The following is a 19,075-nucleotide window of genomic DNA, read 5'->3' as shown; positions in this document are numbered from 1 at the left end:
GGGATGGATCGGTCGTTGACGGTGGTAGTGCGATGAGCGCGGCGGATGCGCGCGATTCAGGTGTGGAATGTGGGGGCCGATGATGTCGGGTCGGCCGACGCCGAGGTGGGGGCCGCCTCGGCGGGGGCGTGTCCTTGTGCTCGTGAGGAGCTCCCGTTCGGCTTCGCTGCAGGCTTCTTCCCGTGCACCTGGCGGAAGAAGATGATCGCCACGGGGACGATGTAGACGATCCAGCCGAAGGTCTGGAGCACCGTGGGCTGGACGTTGACCTGGAAGATCGCCTGTCCGAGGACGTAGAGCCAGTAGATCGGCGAGGCGGGATCGGGCAGCAGGTGGCTGAGGTCCCAGGCATGGTTCATGATGCCGGGCAGGACTCCGGCTTCCTGCAGATCGCTGATGCCGTAGGAGAAGATTCCGGCGGCGACGAGGATGAGGAAGTACCCGGTGACGGAGAAGAATGCCTTCATGTTGATCTTCCGCGATCCTCGGTAGATGAGCCAGCCGAGGACGAGCGAGAGCAGCAGCCCGGTGACGACGCCGGCGGTGGTGGCGACGACGTTGTTCTCGACCGAGGAGCGGACGGTGGCCCAGATGAACAGCGCGGATTCAGCGCCTTCGCGCCCGACGGCGAGCACGGCGAGACCGACGATTCCCCACCCCGATGATCGTCTGCCCAAGGAGGCGGCCATCGAGTTTTCGAGTTCGCCCTTGAGCGCGCGGGAATGCTTGCCCATCCAGAAGATCATTCCGGTCACCAGGGCGACGGTGATGATGGAGAGCGCTCCGCCGATGATCTCCTGCGCCTGGTAGGTCAGGGTCTTGGGCCCCCAGGTGAGCAGCGCACCGATGCCGAAGGGGATGAGCGCGGCCAGGCCGACGCCCAGCCAGAGTTTGGGAAGCACGTCCCGGCGGTCGGTCTTGACCAGATACCCCACGAGGATGCCGATGACCAAGGTGGCCTCGAGTCCCTCGCGCAAGGCGATGAGGAGGTTCGCGACGAACATCTGACTCACTCTCGTCAGTTCGTCGAGGCGGGTGTTCGGACCGTCTCGAAAATGGATGAACGAATTTAGCCTAACCTAATGTTGGCTAATTCAGTGTACATCCGGATTCGGGGTGCTGCGGACGTGGGTGCCGGCGTGACTTCCGGGGGCAGCAGGGGTGATTGCCGGCTTCGGGGTCAGGCGTCGGCGGGGTCAGCCTCGGCCGTGTCAGCCTCGGCGGGGTAAATGAGTTCGCCATCGTCGCGAAGGCGGGCACCCTCGCTGAGCTCGGCCTCATCGACATGACCCGCCCCGAGGATGTGCGAGACCGGGAACTCCCGAGCAAGCAGCTGATCGGCGATGATCCGACGGTGGCAGCGCCACCACACGGCTTCGGAGCACATGATCGCCAAGCGTCGGGTCATCGACCATTCGATGAGGGTGTCGAGGTCGGTGTGGAATTCCTCGGACAGGCAGTGGTCGGCGTAGTTGTGGAAGCTGCGATTATGCCACCAGGCATTCGTCTCGAAGGGCACCGTGCGGCTGACCGGTCTTCGGCCGGTCAGGCCCTCGAGTCGGCGCAGTTCGATGCCCTCCTCGGTGAGGTCGGTGGCGAGGGTGTCCGCGTTGAACCAGGGGTTCTTATTCGAACCTGGCAGCTTGCGGACGTCGACGACCACCTCGGTGCCGGTGTGCGTGAGCAGTTCGGTGAACTCGTTCAGTGAACGATTCGAGTGCCCGACGGTCAGCAAGCGCGGCTGGTCCACAGTGCTTGCCGCTGCGGACCCTGACTTCGCGGTGGTCCGTGACATCAATCGTCGTCAATGCGGTGCAGAGCGCTGCCTTTGTGGGCGGCGATGTGATCGGTCTTGTCGCTCTGGATCTCGTACTGCGGTTCCTCCGCCGAGGCGCGGCGACGGTGGCCCTGGTAGTCGAAGTCGGCGGTGTGGACCTTCGCAATGCGACCGGAGACCTGCCCGGCCTCGGAGTTCCAGGCCACGTGGTCGCCGACCGAGAATTCGGTTGCCATGCTTCCTCCTTGACTGGGGTGAATGATCCTCTCCGCAGTCTACGACTGGTCTGCACGGTCCTCGCCGACCGTGTGACCAGCCCAGCCGCTTGTGCCTTGCGACTGGGTCTGCCGCTTGTTCCGGTGTGTCCTCAGCTCTCGGAGTGATCGGCGATGAGGGCGTCGATGAAGGACTCGCAGGCGGCGATCTGGTCGAGTTCGATGAACTCGTCCGGGGCGTGAGCCTGGGCGATGTCACCGGGACCGCAGACGACGGTCGGGATGCCGGCTGCGGAGAACAGGCCCGCCTCGGTGCCGTAGGTGACCTTGTCATCGGTGGCGATTCCGCCCCAGTTCGCCGCGAGTGAGACGATGTCGGCATCGGCCGGGGTCTCGCAGCCGGGAGCTTCGGCTTCGATCGTGAACTCGACTCCGGCGGCCTTGTTCTCGGCGGCCATGGCGCGACCGAGGCGTTCGGCTTCGGCGCGGAATCGGGCGATGAGGGCTTCTCGGTCGACCGAACCGAGCGAGCGGAACTCGAACTTCACGGTCGCCTCGGCGGGGATCGTGTTCACGGCGATGCCGCCGTTGAACGTGTTCGCCGTGACCGAGGTGAAGGGCACGACATAGGCCTCGTCGAAGGGTCCCTCGGTGCGGAATTCTGCGGCCACGGCGTGGACGAAGGCGACGAATTCTGCGGCATAGGCGATGGCGTTGACGCCTTCGGGGGTGAGTGAGGAGTGGGCGGCGACGCCGTGGAAGTCGACGCGGAAGACGTTCATCGATTTGTGGCCGCGGATGACGCGCATGCTCGAGGGTTCGCCGACGATGCAGCCGCGGGGTGCCAGACCTTCCTCGGTGATGGCCTCGACGAGGGAGATGGCGCCCACGCAGCCGATCTCCTCGTCATAGGAGAAAGCGAGGTGGATGGGTTCGCGGAGCTTCGCGGACTTGAGCGCTTCGAGGCGGGAGAGGATGACGCCGATGAAGGACTTCATGTCGGCGCTGCCGCGGGCGAAGTACTTTCCGTCGCGGATCTCGGGAGTGAACGGATCCGACGACCAGTCCTGACCGTCGACGGGGACGACATCGGTATGCCCCGACAGGACGACGCCGCCGGTCGTCGAGCCGTCGGCCGCGGGGATGGTCGCGAGCAGGTTCGCCTTCGTGCCCTCCGGGTTCGGGATCCGGCGTGACTCGATGCCGGCGGCCTGAAGGCGGGCTTCGACGTGGTCGATGAGTGGGAGGTTCGTGTCCCGGCTCGTCGTGTCGAAGGTGATGAGATTCGTGATCTCGGTGATGGTGGCCTCGGCGGGTGTCGCTGGCACGACTGCTCCTGACTTTCGGATGCGGGTGGTATCGGTTCGGTCAGACCGCTGCGTCTGCGGCCGGGGCCGCGGTGGTCCCAAAGGGATGAGTGCACGTCTCCACCGGGTGGTGGCGGTGTCAGCGAGGGCGCGGCCCCGGGCAGGACAGCGGTGACCAGACTCTTCTCACTCTACGTGTCGGGCCGGCGGCGCGTGGGACCGGCCCAGTAAGTGGGCACTGCTCAGCATTGAGCGCGCAGCTTTTGAACCCATGAGCGTCCCATATTCAGGCCCCAGCGAGGACGAGAAGGGCCTCATTCCGCGCATCGAGCCCGTCGTCGGGGATTTCGGCGGACATCTCTTCGCGCATGACCGCTCTCTTCACCGGGTCCATCGTCAGCTGAGCCGAGTAGGTGAAGACCATCGACAGCCACTCGTGCCTCGGATAATGGAGGTCTTCGACGAAAGTGGTCTCATTCGGGGTGAAACCGGCGTCGCGCAGCTTCGTGAGAGCCGGGTGCTCGACGGGTTCGACTGCCGGCACGGACTCAGTCGTACCGCTGCCCGCCGTCGCCTCTTGGTTCGCTTCGATGCCCCGGCTCGCCCTCGAACCGAGACTCGCGGTCCTGCCGTCGGCATGGAAGCGTGCGACAACGGCATTGAGTCGGGTCTTCAGCTCGCCCTGCGGTCTGATGTCATTCCAGGCCAGAGCCAGACTTCCTCCCCGGCGGAGCATGGTGCGAACCTTCGGCAGTGCAACCAGAGGATCGACCCAGTGGAAGGACTGTCCGAAGCTGACGAGATCGAAGTCTCGTCCTTGTGCATCCCAGTCCTCGAACGTCGAGACGTCCACATCGAGGCCTTTGGACCGAGCGACCGCAGCCATCTCGTCATCCGGTTCGACAGCGAGGATCTCGGCGCCTGCTGACCGGAGCTGGGACGCGAGTATGCCGGTGCCGGAACCGACGTCGAGGATGCGCGGGGCGCGCGTGCCTGGCTCGGTGATGGTCTCGACCGCTTGCATGATCGCTGAGATGAGCGCGGCAGGGTACTTCGGCCGAAAGGCATCGTACTCCTGGGCGACCTCGCCGAAGGATTCTGCACGTTCACGATTCTCGAAGTACTCCATCCACGAAGCCTAACGTTCCACGTTCGGGCAGGGCCGCCTCGGCGAGGGGATGGACTTCCATCCGCACCGGAACGGATCAGAACGAGATCGACTCAGATTCGGGGAACTCCGTGAAACTCTGATCGTCATCGATCGGTGCCAGCTCGAGGTAGCAGGGCGAGTCGTCGTCGATGAACAGCAGCAGCATCGCCCCAGGTGTACCCGCTGTGAGGACGATGCGTTCCGACCAGTTCCCGTCGTCGCCCTGATCTTCGCGGTGCTCATCGTCGAGGCGACTCCGTGGGCGCAATTCGATGCTTGGACAGGTTCCACAGTCGCATTGGCCGGTGACAATCACATCGTCGAGGCGGCTCTCCCATATCTGTCGCTGTTCGTTTGAAATGGGCTCGGGTGGATTCCAACTCTGCCGTTGCTCAGGAGTGAAGTCGGCATAATCTGCTTCGTCGGGAGACGTCGTCGCCGAGCGGGTCATGCTCAGTGCGACGCTGGATTCGCGGGCGCTCAGAGGGCGAACCATGGTCGAAGTCTAGCCCAAGTACGTGGTCGAAAGGCTCATACCTCATGAGTAGTGGCATCTCCACCCGGCGCACCGGTGAGTTATGAGAGGGACAAGGTGGATAGGGCGCAGTCCGGAGAAGTGAGAGCAACGGTGAGGGACGGCGGGGCTATCAGCGGAATTCCCAGGTGCGAACTCGCCCGCGGATGCGTGCGGAGCCGCAGGGTTTCGCTAAAGTCGTGGAGCAGGGGGTAACGATGTCGATCGAGAAGACACCATCCGTACCGCGCTTCGGCGCGGGCAGCGGAAACGGCGGGCCGGCCGAGCTCACGCCGGAGGATCAAGAGCGCGCTCGCGGGCTGAAGAAGATGCGCACGCTCGCGCTCTCGCTGCTCATCCTTGCCACGCTCATCTTCCTCTCCACCCACCTCTTCACCGACAACACCGGCGTCTGGGGGTTCGTCTCCCGTGCCTCGGAGGCCGCGATGATCGGCGCGATCGCCGACTGGTTCGCCGTCACCGCACTCTTCCGCCACCCTCTCGGGCTGCCGATTCCGCACACTGCGATCATTCCGCGCAAGAAGGACACCCTCGGCGCGAGTCTGTCGGCCTTCGTCGCCGCGAACTTCCTCCACGCCGAGGCGGTGTCGACGAAGATCCGATCCGCCGAGATCTCCCATCGAGCCGGGAAGTGGCTGGCCAAGCCCGCCAACCGAGATATCGTCGTCGACCGTGCCGCAGGTGGCCTCGAATATGTGCTCGCGCGCATCGATGACGACTCCATCAAGGCGCTGACCAGGAACGTGATCATTCCGCGGCTCGTGGCCACCCGGAAGACTCCGGTGCTCGCGCAGCTGCTGCGCCAGATCGTGCTCGACGGTGCTCACCACAGACTCGTCGACCTCATCGTCGCGGAGGCCTACAGCTGGCTGGGCGACAACCCGCAGGTCATCGACGAGATCGTCCACAACCGGGCACCGTCCTGGGTCCCCGATTTCGTCAACGAACAGCTGGCCAACCGGCTGCAGCGCGAAGTGCTCGGCTGGGTCGCCGACGTCCGCGACAACGAATACCACAAGGCTCGACAGGCGCTGGACGCGTGGCTCGTCGATCTCTCCGACGACATCGAATCCGACTCATCCCTGTCCCAGCGCGCCGAAGAGATCTTCAACGACCTGCTCAGTCAGGACGGAGTCGTCGACTCCGTCCTCGAGATCTGGGATTCGCTCAAACAGCTGCTGCGCGAGGCCATCATCGACGAAGGCGGCGAAGTCCGCGCCCGCATCTGGCAGCTCATCGGCGAATTCGCCGAACGGCTGCAGGCGGACTCGGACTTCTCCCGCCGCATCGATGACCGGATCGCCACCACCGCCGGTGATCTGGCCGAGAGCTTCGGCCCCGAGATCGCCAGCGTCATCTCCGACACCATCGAACGCTGGGATGCGAAGGAAGCCGCCGAGCGCATCGAGCTCTACGTCGGCCGTGACCTCCAGTACATCCGCATCAACGGCACCGTTATCGGCGCGCTGGTCGGCCTCGTGATCCACACCGTCATCGTGCTCCTGCCGGGGTGAGGCGCTGAAGCGCACCGAGGTGGCCCGGTCCTCTGGGACGGAGACTATCAAGACCACTCCCGAACCTCGGCTTTCCCGCAACAGAAGTTGGGTTTTCCTCTCCCGTCCAGTGGGCTGACTTCATGGCCGGAGCACAGACTGCGAGAAAGCATGGAGTCATGACTTCTTCACAGCATCCTGTCGCAGCGCAGCAGCCCGTCCTTCAGCACCCCGCCATCATCACCGCCGGCAACGTCACGAAGCACTTCAACCAGACCTACGCTCTCGCAGGAGTCGATCTCACGATCGGCCTAGGCGAATCCCTGGCCATCATGGGACCGTCCGGCTCCGGTAAGACCACCCTCCTGCACTGCCTAGCCGGCATCATCAGTCCCGACAGCGGCCGCATCCGACTCTCGCCGACCGACCGCAGCGCCGCCGCCGAGATCACCTCCCTCAAGGAATCCGGCCGCACCGCTCTGCGCCGCGAGGTCTTCGGCTTCGTCTTCCAACAGGGACTGCTACTGCCCGAACTCACCGCCGTCGACAACGTCGCGCTCGCCGCCATGCTCGCAGGGATGAACCGCTCGGACGCCACCCAGCACGCTAGGGCCTGGCTCGACCGTCTTGGTCTGAGCGAGCACGGACACAAGCGGATCGGACAGCTCTCGGGAGGCCAGGCGCAGAGAGTGGCGATCGCCCGCGCCCAGGTCACCCAGCCCGTCGTCACCTTCGCCGACGAACCGACCGGCGCCCTCGACTCGCGCACCTCGAACGAGGTTCTCACCGAGCTGCTGGGCTCCACGGTCGGCCGCAGCTCCACTCTCGTCGTCGTCACCCACGATGAGAACGTCGCCGCCCGCTGCTCCCGTGTCGTCCGACTCGCCGACGGTCGCATCGTCGCCGATTCGGCAATGCAGGAAGCCGCCCAGTGATGAATATCCTTCCCATCCTTCTGTCCAAACAGTCCCTGACTTCGACGACGTCGCGCCTCGTCGGGATCGCCTTCTTCTCCTGCTCGACGATCTTCCTCACCGTGGCAGCCGGCGCCTGGGCGTTCACCGATCGTCCCGAGGTCTCCGGATACGCCGAGGTGGCCGAGCTCTACCAGCTCCTCGCCGTCCTCGCCACGGTCTTCCTCGTCGTGCCCGCGACCAGCCTCGGGGTCGCTTCGGCGAAATTGAGCGCCCGCCGACAGGACGAACGACTCTCGACCCTGTCCCTGCTCGGGGCACAACGCAGCACGATCCGCCTCATCGCCGTCGCCGAACCCTTCATCCCCGCCTCGCTGGGCATCCTCGCCGGAATCGGCGGCTACCTGCTGGTCGCCTGGCCGCTGAGCTTCATCACGTTCGTCGGCGAACCCCTGGGCTACCAGGCACTGCTCATGCCGGTCTGGCTGCTCGCCGCGGTCGTCGCCGGCCTCCTGGCCGTCTGTCTGATCGCCTCGCTCATCGGCCTGCGCAAGATCACGATCTCCCCGCTGGGCGTGCGCACCCGGTCGCTGCCCCGGAGATTCCCCCTGGCCCGCGTCATCACGGCCATCCTGCTCATCCTCGTCGTGGCCATCGCGACCTATATCTCCACCCAGATGGAACTGCCGATGGCGGTGACGATCATGTACAGCATCGCCACAATCGGCATCACCCTCCTACTCATCAGCGTCATCGGCGTCCTGTGCATCCGCGTCCACGCCGGCATCGCCGGGAGAATCGCCCGCGGTCCCGCCTCGGTGATGGCGGCCGGGATGATCGCCGACGCTCCCGGACAGTACTGGCGCCGGGTCGCCGGGCTGGCGATGATCACGTTCATTGCCGTCGTCGGCGGGGCGGGAACGGCCATGATGCGCAGCGGTCAGGAGGACTTCTCCGCCGAGGACCGCGCGGTCATGGGACCGTACGTCCACCTCGGCGACGATATCTTCACGGGGCTCATCCTCACCCTGGTCATCGCCTTCGTCCTCGTCATCGTCTCGGCCACGATCAACCAGGCCGCTGACATCCTCGACCGGGCCACGACCTACCGTGAACTCCACGCCGCCGGAATGACCCAGCAGATGATGCACCGGGTGACCGTCAACGCCGTGATGTCGCCGATCCTGGTGGTCACCGTCGTCTCCCTGTTCCTCGGCGGAATCCTCGCCTGGCTGATGGCTTCGGTGAGCGACCTCGGCGATCCGTTCACCATCGGAACCGTCGCCGCCGTCCTCGTGGCCGGGGTTGCGATGGTGTGGCTGGGACTGCAGGTCACCCGCCCGCTCGTCCGCCGGGTCACCGAGATCGACCCCGACAACCGCACCCTCGCCGAGGCGGCCCCCGAGAACCGGGCCACCGCCGAAGCGACCATGGCCTGAGAGGAGACCCGATGTCCACGTCGTTGACAGCCGTTCCCCTCGTTCTCGGACGAAGATCGCTGACCTCGGCGAGTTCCGTGCTCGTGACCGCCGCGTTCTTCGCGTGTGCCACGCTGTTCCTCACCGTGGCGGCCGGGGCCTGGATGTTCTTCCAGATCCCACCGAGCTCCGATCCCGCGGACGAGGGTTTCGACATCATGTACAAGACCCTGGCTGCACTGGCCACGGCTCTGCTGGTCATCCCCGCCTCCACCCTGGCGTCAGCGTCAGCGACGCTGTCGGCACGCCGGCAGGACGAACGACTCTCGACGATGTCGCTGCTCGGTGCCCGACACTCCCAGATCACCGCGCTCGCCGTGGCCGAACCGCTGGTTCCGGCACTGGTCGGCATCATCCTCGGAGTCCTCGGGTACCTCGGGTTGGCGCTGCCGGTCAGCTTCATCCACTTCATGGGTGAGCCGATCGGGTATCAGAACATGCTCATGCCCGCTTGGCTCATCCTCGTCGTGGTCGTCTTCCTCGTTCTGGTCTGCGCGGGGTCGGCGCTGCTGGGTCTGCGCAAGGTCGCGGTCTCCCCGCTGGGGGTGCGGACGAAGAGCCTGGAGCGGAAGTTCCCCGTGGCCAAGGTCATCGTCACGGTGCTCATGATCTGCCTGCTGCCGGTCGTGTATGCGCTCACGCAAGCCGGTGGGCTGGGCATGGGGGTCATCCTGGCCGCGATGGTCGGATTCTTCGCCCTCGGGCTCGTCGTCGTCGACCTCATCGGCGGACTCCTCGTGCGCTGGTTCGCTCACCTGTCCGGCCGGCGGGCCGCCACCCCGGAGCGCCTCATCGCAGCCCGCTTGGTCTCCGACGAACCCAAACGGTTCTGGCGACGCGTATCCGGACTGGCGATGGCATCATTCACTGCGGCCGTCTGCGGATCGGGGGTGGCGCTCATGCAGCTCGGTCTCGATGCCGCAGGCGGCGATCCGCAGTCGGTGAGCACCTCCGAGATCAATCTCTTCCATGACCTGTTCACCGGGGTGCTGCTCGTCATGGGCATCGCGATCGTGCTCATCGCCGTCTCCGCAGTGATCAACCAGGTCGCCGACATCTATGACCGAGCCGACACCTTCTCCGACCTCTATGCCGCCGGCGCCGACCCCCGGCTGCTGCATCGAGCGCTGGTGCGGGCCGTCATGGCCCCGGCGATCTGGGTGTCCCTGCTGGCCGGAGGGTTCGGCCTGCTGCTCGTCCTGCCTCTGGCAGGAGCCGCGCTCGTGTTCAAACCGGTCACGTTCCTCACGATCCTGCTCACCGTGGTCATCGGCATCGGAATCATCCGCGGCGGACTGCAGCTGACGAAGCCGATCCTGCGCTCGGTGGCCACGGCCGGGCGGGCTCGGGACTGAGTCGGCGGGCCCCTGTGTCAGTGCCGCATCCTACGATGGCGGGTGTCGGGTCGATGGGACCGTCGATGGGTCTCCGGGTACAGTTGGAGCGCACCACATGAGGGTGGGCGATCCGAGGCTGTGAGGAAGAGGAAAACGAGTGAGCAACGACCAGGGCTATGACGGTCTGAGGACCCCTCCGCAGGACGTCGAGGCCGAGCAGAGCGTGCTCGGTGCGATGCTTCTGTCGAAGGACGCCATCGCCGACTGCGTCGAGACGATGAAGGGCGACGACTTCTACAAGCCCGCTCACGAAACCATCTACGAGGCGGTCCTCGACCTCTACTCCCGCGGTGAGCCCGCGGATTCGGTGACGGTGGCGAACTACCTGACGAAGACCGGTGACCTCGCCCGCGTCGGCGGTGCCGCCTACCTGCACACCCTCATCTCCTCCGTCCCGACAGCCGCCAACGCCGGCTACTATGCCGCGATCGTCAGCGAACAGGCCGTGCTGCGCCGCCTCGTCGAGGCCGGCACCCGCATCGTGCAGATGGGCTACGACGCCGAAGGCGATACCGATGACGTCGTGAACTCCGCTCAGGCGGAGATCTACAAGGTCACCGAACGCCATACGACCGAGGATTATGTCATCCTCTCCGACATCCTCGGCGAGGTGGCCCAGGAGATCGAACGCAACGGCAACACCGATGGGCAGACCGCCGGTGTGCCCACCGGCTTCACCGAGTTCGACAACCTCACCAACGGTCTGCACCCGGGCACGATGATCGTCATCGCCGCCCGTCCCGGTGTCGGCAAGTCGACACTGGCGCTCGACTTCATCCGCTCGGCCGCGATCCACAACGATGCTGCCGCTGTGTTCTTCTCGCTCGAGATGGGCAAGAACGAACTCGTCATGCGTCTGCTCTCGGCAGAATCCGAGATTCCGCTGCAGAACCTGCGTCGCGGCGAACTCAGTCCCCACGACTGGACGACCCTGGCCGCGACCGAGGCCCGGATCAACAATGCGCCGCTGTTCGTCGACGATTCGCCGAACATGGCGCTGACCGAGATCCGCGCGAAGTGCCGACGGCTCAAACAGCAGCACAATCTGCAGATGGTCTGCGTCGACTACCTGCAGCTGATGTCCTCGGGCAAACGCGTCGAATCCAGGCAGCAGGAGGTCTCGGAGTTCTCCCGTTCGCTCAAGCTGCTGGCCAAGGAGCTCGAGGTGCCGGTCATCGCACTGTCTCAGCTCAACCGCGGCAGCGAGCAGCGCACGGACAAGCGGCCGATGATCTCCGATCTGCGTGAGTCCGGGTCGATCGAGCAGGACGCGGATATGGTCCTCCTCATCCACCGTGAGGACATGTACGACAAGGAACACGAACGCGCCGGTGAGGCCGACATCATCGTCGCCAAGCACCGTGCCGGTCCCACGATGGACATCCCCGTGGCGTTCCAGGGCGCGAAGTCCCGATTCGTCAACATGCCGCAGTGACGAGCGGCAGTGCGCGCCTCAGCCGCTGGAACCAGGGCAGCCGGAACCCGCTGAGCATCGTCATCACCGGTGTCGTCTTCCTCATCGGCATCGGCCTGGTCTTCACTGTTGGATACCTGTTCCCGTCCGTGCTGCTGGTGACCATCATCCTCGGGTGCGTCTTCTTCCTCGGCATCACGTTGACCATGCGGGCGATCATGGGCACTCGTTGGGCGTATTGGTACACCGGTCCGTTCGTCGCCATTGCGCTCATCGGCACGGTGATGCTCGCCGAGGATGTGGCATTGTCCGACGCGGGCGAGCTCACCGAAGTGGTCGTTGTCGACCACGAGGTCGACGTGACGACCCAACACAATTCGAACGGCAGGCACGCTCGGAAGGTCTACACGCACACCTACTCTCTCGAACGCACTGACGGCAGTCCGGTCGCCGAACCGATGGTCTACCGCGGTACGGACGGATTCGACGACTTCGACGAAGGCGACACGATCTCCGTCCTCATCGACCCGGACGGGAATGCGCCGACCGAACCGGCCGAAGACGTCGACATACCTGCCGACATCGGTGTCCTCGTCACCGGTTTAATCACCTCGGGGATCGTATTTCTCATCTGCCTCATCGTCGTCCTGCTGCGATGGACGCGTTCGTCGTCGCAGGACCACGTGCGCTGACGAGGCCGCGCTTGCTGCCGGTGTGCCACTATGGCAGGCATGGACACCACTCCCAACGATCTGCTCGTGCTGCTGGCCGTCTCCCGCACCGCCAAATTCACGACGGCGGCACACAACCTCGGGCTCACCCACTCGACGGTCTCCCGCCGCATCGCCGCCTTGGAGAAGTCCTTGGGCGGACGCGTGGTGGCTCGCTCGGATGATGGATGGGAACTGACTGAACTCGGAGAGCGAGCCGTCGCGGTGGCCGAGCAGATGGAGACTGCGGTCGCCGAACTCGAGAGTCCCGGCCAGGGCCCGGAGACGGTGTCCGGAGTAGTGCGGATGACCGCGACGGATGGGTTCAGCGCCTATGTCGCCTCCCCGGCGGTCGCGAAGCTGCGACGTCGGCATCCCGGGCTGAGTGTCGAGATCGTCACCGTCACCAGACAGGCCCTGCAGCAGCGGTCCGGTCTCGACATCGAGGTCGTCGTCGGCGAACCACGAGTCCACCGGGCGGAGGCCATGAGGCTCGGTGACTACGAACTCGGCCTCTACGCCTCTGCCGAATATCTGGCGGTCAACGGCACCCCCGCCTCGGTGGAGGAAGTCAGCGACCACCGGCTCGTCTATTTCGTCGATTCCATGCTCCAGGTCGACGACCTCGATGCGCCGAGGCGGCTGTTTCCCGAGATGAAGGATGCACTGACCTCGACGAACGTCTTCGTTCACGTCGAAGCGACGCGTGCGGGTGCCGGAATCGGTTTCCTCCCGTGTTTTATGGCCGACCGTCACCCCGACCTCGTGCGACTCTTCCCCGATTCGGTGGCCGAGCGACTGCCCTACTGGATGGTGCTCAGACCCGATTCGATGCGGCGACCGGCGATCGCCGCCGTCGTCCAGGGGCTCAAGGATGAGATGCTCGCCCACCAGGCTGCTCTCGAAGGCCGGAAGTTGCCCCGGCGAGTCGGCCCGACCAGGATATGAGCATGAACCAGCCCCAAACTGACATCGGCGACGAGCTGGCCGGACGTCGCATCGTGCTCACAGCTCAGCGGCGCGCAGAGCAGCTCGCCTCTGCCCTCGAGCGTCACGGCGCCAAGATCGTGCACGCCCCGACCCTGTCCGTCATCCCGCATATCGACGACCCCGAACTCGTGGCGCGCACCCGCGATCTCATCGAGGACAGGCCGGACATCGTCGTGGTCACGACCGGCGTCGGATTCACCGGTTGGGGCGACGCGGCTGAAGCCGCGGGTCTTCGTGAAGAATGGCACTCGATGCTCGCCGGAGCACGGATACACGCCCGCGGTCCCAAGGCACGCGGAGCGATTCAAGCGGCCGGACTGAGGGCTCACTGGGTCGCCGAATCCGAGACGAGCGCAGAGATCCAGCAGGTCCTCCTCGGCGAAGGCGTGGACGGTCAGCGCATCGCCGTACAGCATCACGGTGCCGGCGCCGACGGACTTGATGAGGCCTTCGCCGCAGCTGGCGCCGATGTCCGCTCCCTCGTCATCTACCGCTGGGGTCCGGCGCCCGATCCGGCCGCCGTGATCGACGCGGTCCGACTCGTCGCGGAGCGCAGGTGCGATGCCGTGGCCTTCACCTCAGCACCCGGGACGGCAGCATTTCTCACCGCGGCCGAGGAGCAGGGACTGCTGTCGGCCGTGATCGAGGCGTTCAACGAATCGGTGGTGGCGGCAGCAGTCGGCGACGTCACCGCAGCACCGCTGCATGAACAGGGCATCAGAACCGTGATTCCCGAGCGATTCCGACTCGGAGCCCTTGCTCGCGTGCTGATCAGCGAACTCGCCGAATGATCTCAGACTGACGCGAATTCGATGTCGACGGCGTCTGACTCGCGCAGTGCGCCGATCGCCTCTGCCTCAGCGGTCACTGCGCTCTTCACCGACGTCGAGACGGTGCCGAAGGTTGCGATCGTCATGCTCAGTCGACGGTTGATAGCAGTGCAGTCAACGGCGCAGCAGTTCGGATCTGGTCCGGTCGCCTTCGCTGTCGTCGGATGAGGTCGGCGCCCCGCGCATGGAGTGCGGTCAGAGCGGATCCCGGTGGGCTGTTCTGGATGCCGCAGGCTTCCGCGGCGTCAAGAAGTGAGTTGTGGCTGAGTCGCTCACCGAGGTGATGAGCTCGGAGGCGGAAGGCGATGATCTCGTCGTTCGTCGCAGAGTCGGCTATGTGCCCAGGCTAATTCAGGACCCGTGTTTGAATGGGGCCATGTGCACGGCCGGTTTCAGGTGCGTGCATTACCACATCGAGAAGGGACGACGATGACGCGAACGATGCAGGTCAGCGACAGTATGGTGATCAAAGCCGACGCCGCCGGGCTCTGGGAGCAGATCGCCGATCCGACCCAGATGGCCCGATGGAGCCCGGAGAACACCGGAGCCAGCACGCGCGCGACTGCAGGTCCGCTGCAGACAGGCGATGTCTTCGAAGGCACGAACCGTCGCGGGCCGGCGACGTGGGTGACCGAATGCGTCGTCACCGAATCTGTGCCCGGCAAACGGTTCGCCTTCACCGTGCGCCGGATCGGGCCCCGAGCTCCCAGCATCGAAGGACCGAACGCGAGCTGGACATACGAGTTCGAAGACCTCGGCGAGGCAACTCGAGTGACAGAGTCGTGGACGGACGATCGCCGCGCTTGGCCCGACTGGCTGGCCTGGGTCTTCGACCACATCGTCACACGGGGCCGGAGCTTCGCGGACTTCCAGCGATTGAACATCCGGCAAACCCTCACCGCCATGAAGGATGACGTCGAAAAGCGGTGACACGGACGAAACGAGGGCGAAACAACTCCTCGCTACTCTGATCGCATGACAGCGACGGCACAGCCCACAGAGAGCTCCGCCCGCCACGATGTGGAGGGGATGAACTTCTATACCCGCAAATGGGTGCGACCTGAGGACCTCAACGCCAACGGCTCCCTTTTCGGCGGCAGCCTACTGAGGTGGATCGACGAGGAGGCCGCGATCTACGCGATCATCCAGCTCGGCAACCATCGAGTTGTGACGAAGCTGATCTCCGAGATCGACTTCCAGGCTTCGGCGAGGGAGGGCGATCTTATCGAGATGGGGCTCCTCGCCACGCATTTCGGACGCACCTCACTGACGATGAGGGCCCGGGTGCGCAATATGATCACTCGCAGATCCATCCTCAGCATCGACAAGATCGTATTCGTCGGTGTCGACGAGGACGGCACTCCGATTCCCCACGGGTACACGACGATCACCTATGACCGAGACCGAATGCCCGAACCACACGGGAAGCTCTCGTAGGAGAGACCGCGGTCCGACGCGGTCGCAGGTGTCGCCTCCTGGACCGCCTCCTGGACCGCCTCGGTGCCGAAGAACTCGGTGAGAGCCTCGGTGATGGTGTCATTGACCGCTGCGCTGTTGTCCGTCAGCGGGAACTGGTCGAAGTACTCGAGTCGGTTCCCTCGGCGTCCCGGCGGCCTCGCATTAGCCGCGGACGATCCGCTCGATCGACGCGATGACTCTCTTGCGCACCGCAGTGTCGTAGGTGCGGACGTTGAGCAGCAGCTCGGCGCGATCAGGGGTGATATTCGACTTCGGCCCAGCGTTCGACGCACCGACGGTGACGACGCGGACATTTCTCACAGCATCAGCGGGCGAGGAACTCGTTCAGGGGTGTTGGTCGGGCGGCGCGAGGTGAGCACCCTATTGAGCGAGCAGACCTCGTTCGGACAGTTCCTCGCGCAGTGAGGCGGCTCCTGAGAACACGTGGCCGATGAAGCCGAGTCGTTCAGCTGCCTCCACGTTGGCGGGCAGATCATCGACGAAGACCGTCCGGGCCGGGTCGAGGTCGAATCGGTCCCGGGTCAGTTCGAAGATCGCCGGATCGGGTTTGACTAGCCCGACTCGACCGGAGACGACGATGTCTTCGAGTTCGCTGATCGCCGGGGCGACGACGGGGGCATGGTGGATGGTCTCAGCCGACCAGTTCGACAGCCCGAGCAGGCGGACGTCGGCGGCCTTGAGTTCTGCGACGATCTCGGCCATGCCGTCGATCGGACCGGTCAGGGACTTGTCGAAGTTCTCGTAGTAGCCGGCGACGATCTCCCCGTGGCGGGGGTCCGCCTCGTCGGCTCGGGCGACGATATCGTTGATCGGAACGCCGGAGTCAGCTGCAGTATTGAGCGTGGGGAAGTCGGCCGCCTCGGCGAAGGAATGCCATTCATCGGCGCTCATGCGATCGGCCAGAGGCCCTGTCTGGTCCCAGCCGATGAGCACATTGCCGAGGTCGAAGACAACGGTCGTCGGGGTCGGGCGGTCGGGTTCGGTCATGGGCCACCACCTGTTATCGGTATCCTGGAGTCGAACCCCACGCTACCCGGAGCTGACGGGCCATTGTGGATTCGGTCCGGCTGGCCTAGGTTGGTTTCATGATCGGCTACCCGCCCCTGCAGATCCGGGTGAAGACTCCCCGACTCGAGCTCGTCGGTGCTGCCGATGAGATGCTTGCGGCGCTCGCCCCTCTTGTGCGGGACGGCAAGGTCTTCGCGGAACCCGCTCCCTACGACGATCCGATGTCGTTCTACGAATCCGACCCGGACGTGCGGGTGAGCAGGTGGCTCCAGAGCGTGTGGCGTGGTCGGGGGCGGTTCTCTCCCTCTGAATTCCGGTTGGCCTTCGCCGTCCTCGTCGATGGTGAGGCCGTGGGGATGCAGGACCTCATTGCGGAGAAATTCGACTCCTGCGGGACGTTCGCGTCATTCTCCTGGCTGTCGACGGATGTGCGCGGTCGCGGCCTCGGCACGGAGATGCGCAGTGCTCTGCTCCATCTTGCGTTCGCAGGGCTCGGGGCTAGTGAGGCCGGTTCCGATGCGTTCGTCGACAACATCGGATCGAACAAGGTGTCTGAAGCCTTGGGGTACGAGCGCAACGGCGTCGACTGGGACATCCGCCGAGGCGAGCCGGGACGCATCCAACGCTGGCGCCTGACCCGCTCGGCGTGGGAAACCAGACGGCGGAACGACATCGAGCTCAGCGGAGTCGAGGACTTCTGCACTTTCCTAGCCCACCACTAATTGCTACCTGACGGCGGCCCAGCAACCTCGCGCGAGGTATCTGGGCCCCCGTCGGGTAGCAATTAGGGCGATCGCAGGTCCAGTGAGAACACCTCGTGGTCGGGGGACTTGTGTCGGAATTCGGGGTTGCGCTGCATCCCGAGCTTCTCGGCCACTCGCTGCGACGGTCGATTGTCTCGGTGGATGATGGCGGTCAGTATTGCAGCCACCTCGAGCTCCCGAGCGTGATCGACGCAGGCCAGAGCCGCCTCGGTGGCGAACCCACTACCTTGGGCGGACGGCTTCACATGAAAACCGACCTCAAGGTGAGGTGCGCCGTTGACGGTCTGCCAAGTCAGGCCGCAGTCGCCGAGGAACTCACCCTTGTGCGTCCCCACGATCCACAGCCCGAACCCGTGCTCTGCGTAATTGCGTCGGTTCCACCGGATCCACGCAGCCGCCTCGGTGCGGTCTTTGGGATGAGGGTAATACTCCATCACCTGCGGATCGCCGAGGAGGGCGGCCATATCGTCGAGATCGTCGTCGATCATCTCCCGCAGGCGCAGACGAGGAGTGTCGCAGGGCGGCATGAGTTCAGGATAACCGGGCGGGCCGATGTGCGTGGAGCTGCCGGAGTATTCAGCCAGATCGGCGTCGCCGACGGTCACGAATGACCGCGAGTGTCGTGGCGGTGATCAGCAGAACGAGGGCCAAGAGCCACAGAAACGCGGCAAAGTCATGGAACGGCGCCGCCTGGGAACTCAGTATGCAGGCGGCGGCGAGCAGGATGAATGCGACGATCCAACGGGTGAGTACCGAGTGCTTCAACGCTCCTCCAACGTCAGGGTTCACGGCCGTTGGCATTGACTCTAAGTAGAGCAAGGGTGCCTGTCAACGCCGGTGACGGCGGCCCAGCAACCTGGCGCCAGGTTGCTGGGCCCCCGTCAGGTAGCAATTGGGGAGGAGACGACAGCGACCCTGCGTTCACACCAAGTGGGTGAGCGCAGGGTCGCTGGTGAATCTCAGAAGTCTCTAGGTGAGACTCTCAAAGAGTCTCAGAGGCCGCGGACGCGAGTCGCCTGCAGGCCCTTGGAGCCCATCTCAGAGTCGAACTCGACGTTCTGACCCTCGGTGAGCTCGCGGTAGCCGGAGGCTTCGATCGCGGAGAAGTGAGTGAACACGTCAGCCGAACCGTCGTCAGGCTGGATGAATCCGAAACCCTTTTCCGCGTTGAACCATTTCACGGTACCTGTTGCCATAATCTTTGTATCCTTATTTTTTAACTGATGACCGCTGCTGCGATCGTGATGGTCGAACCCATTGCTGGATCCGGCTTTCCCGCTGGCTGGACTGGATCTTCAGACGCAGATCCAACGAAAATCTGTGGGTGAACCGAGGACTCGGAATCGCTGGTGAGGATGAGTTCTCTGATGTGAGGTCTCTGTTTCAGACGAAATCGCGGGGATACTCGGTTTCGATCATGCACTCGAAGGTGCTGGATGGAAGTCGTCAGACGACTGAACTGGGAAAAATCATGAGGGGCGCGGAAGGCAGACACGCGCCGACGGGCAAACACATGGTGACGAGTGAATCTACCTGCTCTTCAGACACCATCTGCTCCGCACATTTCTGTGCGAGAACGTTTCCAGCATAACAGAGTGATCGCTCTGCGGGTGA

22 protein-coding genes are annotated in these 19,075 nt (G+C 64.6%); 11 read left to right on the top strand and 11 right to left on the bottom strand.

Features of this window, described 5'->3' with window-relative positions; translation table 11 throughout:
* Window positions 1-56 precede the first annotated feature (56 nt).
* From efeU to LJ362_RS16695, 6 genes are all read right to left on the bottom strand, one after another.
* Window positions 57-1,004 carry an iron uptake transporter permease EfeU gene (efeU, locus tag LJ362_RS16720; RefSeq protein ID WP_264800133.1) on the bottom strand — a complete coding sequence of 316 codons (948 nt, stop codon included), beginning with the start codon at window positions 1,002-1,004 and terminating at the stop codon, window positions 57-59.
* Window positions 1,005-1,180: 176 nt separating this feature from the next.
* A complete protein-coding gene (locus LJ362_RS16715; protein WP_264800132.1) occupies window positions 1,181-1,795 on the bottom strand; it encodes a DUF488 family protein in 615 nt (204 codons plus the stop codon).
* Window positions 1,795-2,013, bottom strand: coding sequence for a DUF2945 domain-containing protein (locus LJ362_RS16710; RefSeq protein WP_264800131.1), 219 nt, complete (start codon window positions 2,011-2,013; stop codon window positions 1,795-1,797). The genes LJ362_RS16715 and LJ362_RS16710 overlap by 1 nt, the downstream gene beginning before the upstream one ends.
* A gap of 131 nt (window positions 2,014-2,144) precedes the next feature.
* Complete coding sequence (gene argE / locus LJ362_RS16705) at window positions 2,145-3,320, bottom strand: acetylornithine deacetylase (protein ID WP_264800130.1); 1,176 nt, start codon at window positions 3,318-3,320, stop codon at window positions 2,145-2,147.
* Between the two features lie 265 nt (window positions 3,321-3,585).
* Complete coding sequence (locus tag LJ362_RS16700) at window positions 3,586-4,428, bottom strand: class I SAM-dependent methyltransferase (protein WP_264800129.1); 843 nt, start codon at window positions 4,426-4,428, stop codon at window positions 3,586-3,588.
* Window positions 4,429-4,504: 76 nt separating this feature from the next.
* Window positions 4,505-4,717, bottom strand: coding sequence for a hypothetical protein (locus LJ362_RS16695; RefSeq protein ID WP_264800128.1), 213 nt, complete (start codon window positions 4,715-4,717; stop codon window positions 4,505-4,507).
* 464 nt (window positions 4,718-5,181) lie between these two features.
* Between LJ362_RS16695 and LJ362_RS16690 the strand changes: the two genes are divergently transcribed.
* The 8 genes from LJ362_RS16690 (at window position 5,182) to LJ362_RS16655 (ending at window position 14,171) form a co-directional block, all read left to right on the top strand.
* On the top strand, window positions 5,182-6,498 hold the full coding sequence (locus LJ362_RS16690) for a DUF445 domain-containing protein (protein WP_264800127.1): 1,317 nt from the start codon (window positions 5,182-5,184) through the stop codon (window positions 6,496-6,498).
* A 158-nt stretch (window positions 6,499-6,656) separates the two neighbouring features.
* Window positions 6,657-7,412: an ABC transporter ATP-binding protein gene (locus LJ362_RS16685; RefSeq protein WP_264800126.1), complete on the top strand. Its 756-nt coding sequence runs from the start codon at window positions 6,657-6,659 to the stop codon at window positions 7,410-7,412.
* A complete protein-coding gene (locus LJ362_RS16680) occupies window positions 7,412-8,830 on the top strand; it encodes an FtsX-like permease family protein (RefSeq protein ID WP_264800125.1) in 1,419 nt (472 codons plus the stop codon). The genes LJ362_RS16685 and LJ362_RS16680 overlap by 1 nt, the downstream gene beginning before the upstream one ends.
* A gap of 11 nt (window positions 8,831-8,841) precedes the next feature.
* Window positions 8,842-10,224 (top strand): FtsX-like permease family protein, encoded by a 1,383-nt coding sequence (locus LJ362_RS16675; protein WP_264800124.1) that lies wholly within the window; start codon window positions 8,842-8,844, stop codon window positions 10,222-10,224.
* A gap of 139 nt (window positions 10,225-10,363) precedes the next feature.
* Window positions 10,364-11,701, top strand: a complete 1,338-nt coding sequence (gene dnaB / locus LJ362_RS16670; protein ID WP_039211746.1) for a replicative DNA helicase — start codon at window positions 10,364-10,366, stop codon at window positions 11,699-11,701.
* Window positions 11,698-12,372: a hypothetical protein gene (locus LJ362_RS16665; RefSeq protein ID WP_264800123.1), complete on the top strand. Its 675-nt coding sequence runs from the start codon at window positions 11,698-11,700 to the stop codon at window positions 12,370-12,372. The genes dnaB and LJ362_RS16665 overlap by 4 nt, the downstream gene beginning before the upstream one ends.
* Window positions 12,373-12,411: 39 nt before the next feature.
* Window positions 12,412-13,338 carry a LysR family transcriptional regulator gene (locus tag LJ362_RS16660; protein WP_264800122.1) on the top strand — a complete coding sequence of 309 codons (927 nt, stop codon included), beginning with the start codon at window positions 12,412-12,414 and terminating at the stop codon, window positions 13,336-13,338.
* Between the two features lie 2 nt (window positions 13,339-13,340).
* Complete coding sequence (locus LJ362_RS16655; protein WP_264800121.1) at window positions 13,341-14,171, top strand: uroporphyrinogen-III synthase; 831 nt, start codon at window positions 13,341-13,343, stop codon at window positions 14,169-14,171.
* A 2-nt stretch (window positions 14,172-14,173) separates the two neighbouring features.
* On the opposite strand, the gene LJ362_RS16650 is transcribed toward LJ362_RS16655, so the two are convergent.
* A complete protein-coding gene (locus LJ362_RS16650; protein WP_264800120.1) occupies window positions 14,174-14,296 on the bottom strand; it encodes a hypothetical protein in 123 nt (40 codons plus the stop codon).
* A gap of 343 nt (window positions 14,297-14,639) precedes the next feature.
* Here LJ362_RS16650 and LJ362_RS16645 point away from each other — a divergent pair, with 343 nt between their 5' ends.
* Together LJ362_RS16645 and LJ362_RS16640 are read left to right on the top strand one after the other, a co-directional pair.
* Window positions 14,640-15,140, top strand: coding sequence for an SRPBCC family protein (locus LJ362_RS16645; protein ID WP_264800119.1), 501 nt, complete (start codon window positions 14,640-14,642; stop codon window positions 15,138-15,140).
* Between the two features lie 99 nt (window positions 15,141-15,239).
* Entirely contained in the window at window positions 15,240-15,647 is a 408-nt protein-coding gene (locus LJ362_RS16640; protein ID WP_264801874.1) for an acyl-CoA thioesterase, read from the top strand.
* Between the two features lie 183 nt (window positions 15,648-15,830).
* On the opposite strand, the gene LJ362_RS16635 is transcribed toward LJ362_RS16640, so the two are convergent.
* Both LJ362_RS16635 and LJ362_RS16630 read right to left on the bottom strand, forming a co-directional pair.
* A complete protein-coding gene (locus tag LJ362_RS16635; protein WP_264800118.1) occupies window positions 15,831-15,989 on the bottom strand; it encodes a peptidase dimerization domain-containing protein in 159 nt (52 codons plus the stop codon).
* 60 nt (window positions 15,990-16,049) lie between these two features.
* Window positions 16,050-16,676: an HAD-IA family hydrolase gene (locus LJ362_RS16630; protein ID WP_264800117.1), complete on the bottom strand. Its 627-nt coding sequence runs from the start codon at window positions 16,674-16,676 to the stop codon at window positions 16,050-16,052.
* 98 nt (window positions 16,677-16,774) lie between these two features.
* Between LJ362_RS16630 and LJ362_RS16625 the strand changes: the two genes are divergently transcribed.
* The gene (locus LJ362_RS16625; protein WP_264800116.1) at window positions 16,775-17,419 is read left to right on the top strand and encodes a GNAT family N-acetyltransferase; all 645 of its coding nucleotides are present in this window, start codon (window positions 16,775-16,777) and stop codon (window positions 17,417-17,419) included.
* Window positions 17,420-17,481: 62 nt separating this feature from the next.
* On the opposite strand, the gene LJ362_RS16620 is transcribed toward LJ362_RS16625, so the two are convergent.
* Both LJ362_RS16620 and LJ362_RS16615 read right to left on the bottom strand, forming a co-directional pair.
* A complete protein-coding gene (locus LJ362_RS16620; protein WP_264800115.1) occupies window positions 17,482-18,066 on the bottom strand; it encodes a GNAT family N-acetyltransferase in 585 nt (194 codons plus the stop codon).
* A gap of 387 nt (window positions 18,067-18,453) precedes the next feature.
* The gene (locus LJ362_RS16615; protein WP_062240453.1) at window positions 18,454-18,657 is read right to left on the bottom strand and encodes a cold-shock protein; all 204 of its coding nucleotides are present in this window, start codon (window positions 18,655-18,657) and stop codon (window positions 18,454-18,456) included.
* Window positions 18,658-19,075 lie beyond the last annotated feature (418 nt).

The sequence above is a fragment of the Brevibacterium sp. JSBI002 genome (assembly GCF_026013965.1).
Taxonomy (GTDB): Bacteria; Actinomycetota; Actinomycetes; order Actinomycetales; family Brevibacteriaceae; genus Brevibacterium.
Note: the sequence above shows the minus strand (reverse complement) of the source record. Positions and strands in the feature narration are given on the sequence as shown.

Excerpts from the sequence above, each read along its gene's own strand:
- LJ362_RS16630 (WP_264800117.1), bottom strand. The coding sequence starts at position 16,676 with ATGACCGAACCCGACCGCCCGACCCCGACGACCGTTGTCTTCGACCTC.
- LJ362_RS16650 (WP_264800120.1), bottom strand. The coding sequence starts at position 14,296 with ATGACGATCGCAACCTTCGGCACCGTCTCGACGTCGGTGAAGAGCGCA.
- LJ362_RS16645 (WP_264800119.1), top strand. The coding sequence starts at position 14,640 with ATGACGCGAACGATGCAGGTCAGCGACAGTATGGTGATCAAAGCCGAC.
- LJ362_RS16640 (WP_264801874.1), top strand. The coding sequence starts at position 15,240 with ATGAACTTCTATACCCGCAAATGGGTGCGACCTGAGGACCTCAACGCC.
- LJ362_RS16710 (WP_264800131.1), bottom strand. The coding sequence starts at position 2,013 with ATGGCAACCGAATTCTCGGTCGGCGACCACGTGGCCTGGAACTCCGAG.
- LJ362_RS16715 (WP_264800132.1), bottom strand. The coding sequence starts at position 1,795 with ATGTCACGGACCACCGCGAAGTCAGGGTCCGCAGCGGCAAGCACTGTG.
- LJ362_RS16690 (WP_264800127.1), top strand. The coding sequence starts at position 5,182 with ATGTCGATCGAGAAGACACCATCCGTACCGCGCTTCGGCGCGGGCAGC.
- LJ362_RS16660 (WP_264800122.1), top strand. The coding sequence starts at position 12,412 with ATGGACACCACTCCCAACGATCTGCTCGTGCTGCTGGCCGTCTCCCGC.
- LJ362_RS16615 (WP_062240453.1), bottom strand. The coding sequence starts at position 18,657 with ATGGCAACAGGTACCGTGAAATGGTTCAACGCGGAAAAGGGTTTCGGA.
- LJ362_RS16655 (WP_264800121.1), top strand. The coding sequence starts at position 13,341 with ATGAACCAGCCCCAAACTGACATCGGCGACGAGCTGGCCGGACGTCGC.
- LJ362_RS16700 (WP_264800129.1), bottom strand. The coding sequence starts at position 4,428 with ATGGAGTACTTCGAGAATCGTGAACGTGCAGAATCCTTCGGCGAGGTC.
- LJ362_RS16680 (WP_264800125.1), top strand. The coding sequence starts at position 7,412 with ATGAATATCCTTCCCATCCTTCTGTCCAAACAGTCCCTGACTTCGACG.
- LJ362_RS16685 (WP_264800126.1), top strand. The coding sequence starts at position 6,657 with ATGACTTCTTCACAGCATCCTGTCGCAGCGCAGCAGCCCGTCCTTCAG.
- LJ362_RS16675 (WP_264800124.1), top strand. The coding sequence starts at position 8,842 with ATGTCCACGTCGTTGACAGCCGTTCCCCTCGTTCTCGGACGAAGATCG.
- LJ362_RS16625 (WP_264800116.1), top strand. The coding sequence starts at position 16,775 with ATGATCGGCTACCCGCCCCTGCAGATCCGGGTGAAGACTCCCCGACTC.
- efeU (WP_264800133.1), bottom strand. The coding sequence starts at position 1,004 with ATGTTCGTCGCGAACCTCCTCATCGCCTTGCGCGAGGGACTCGAGGCC.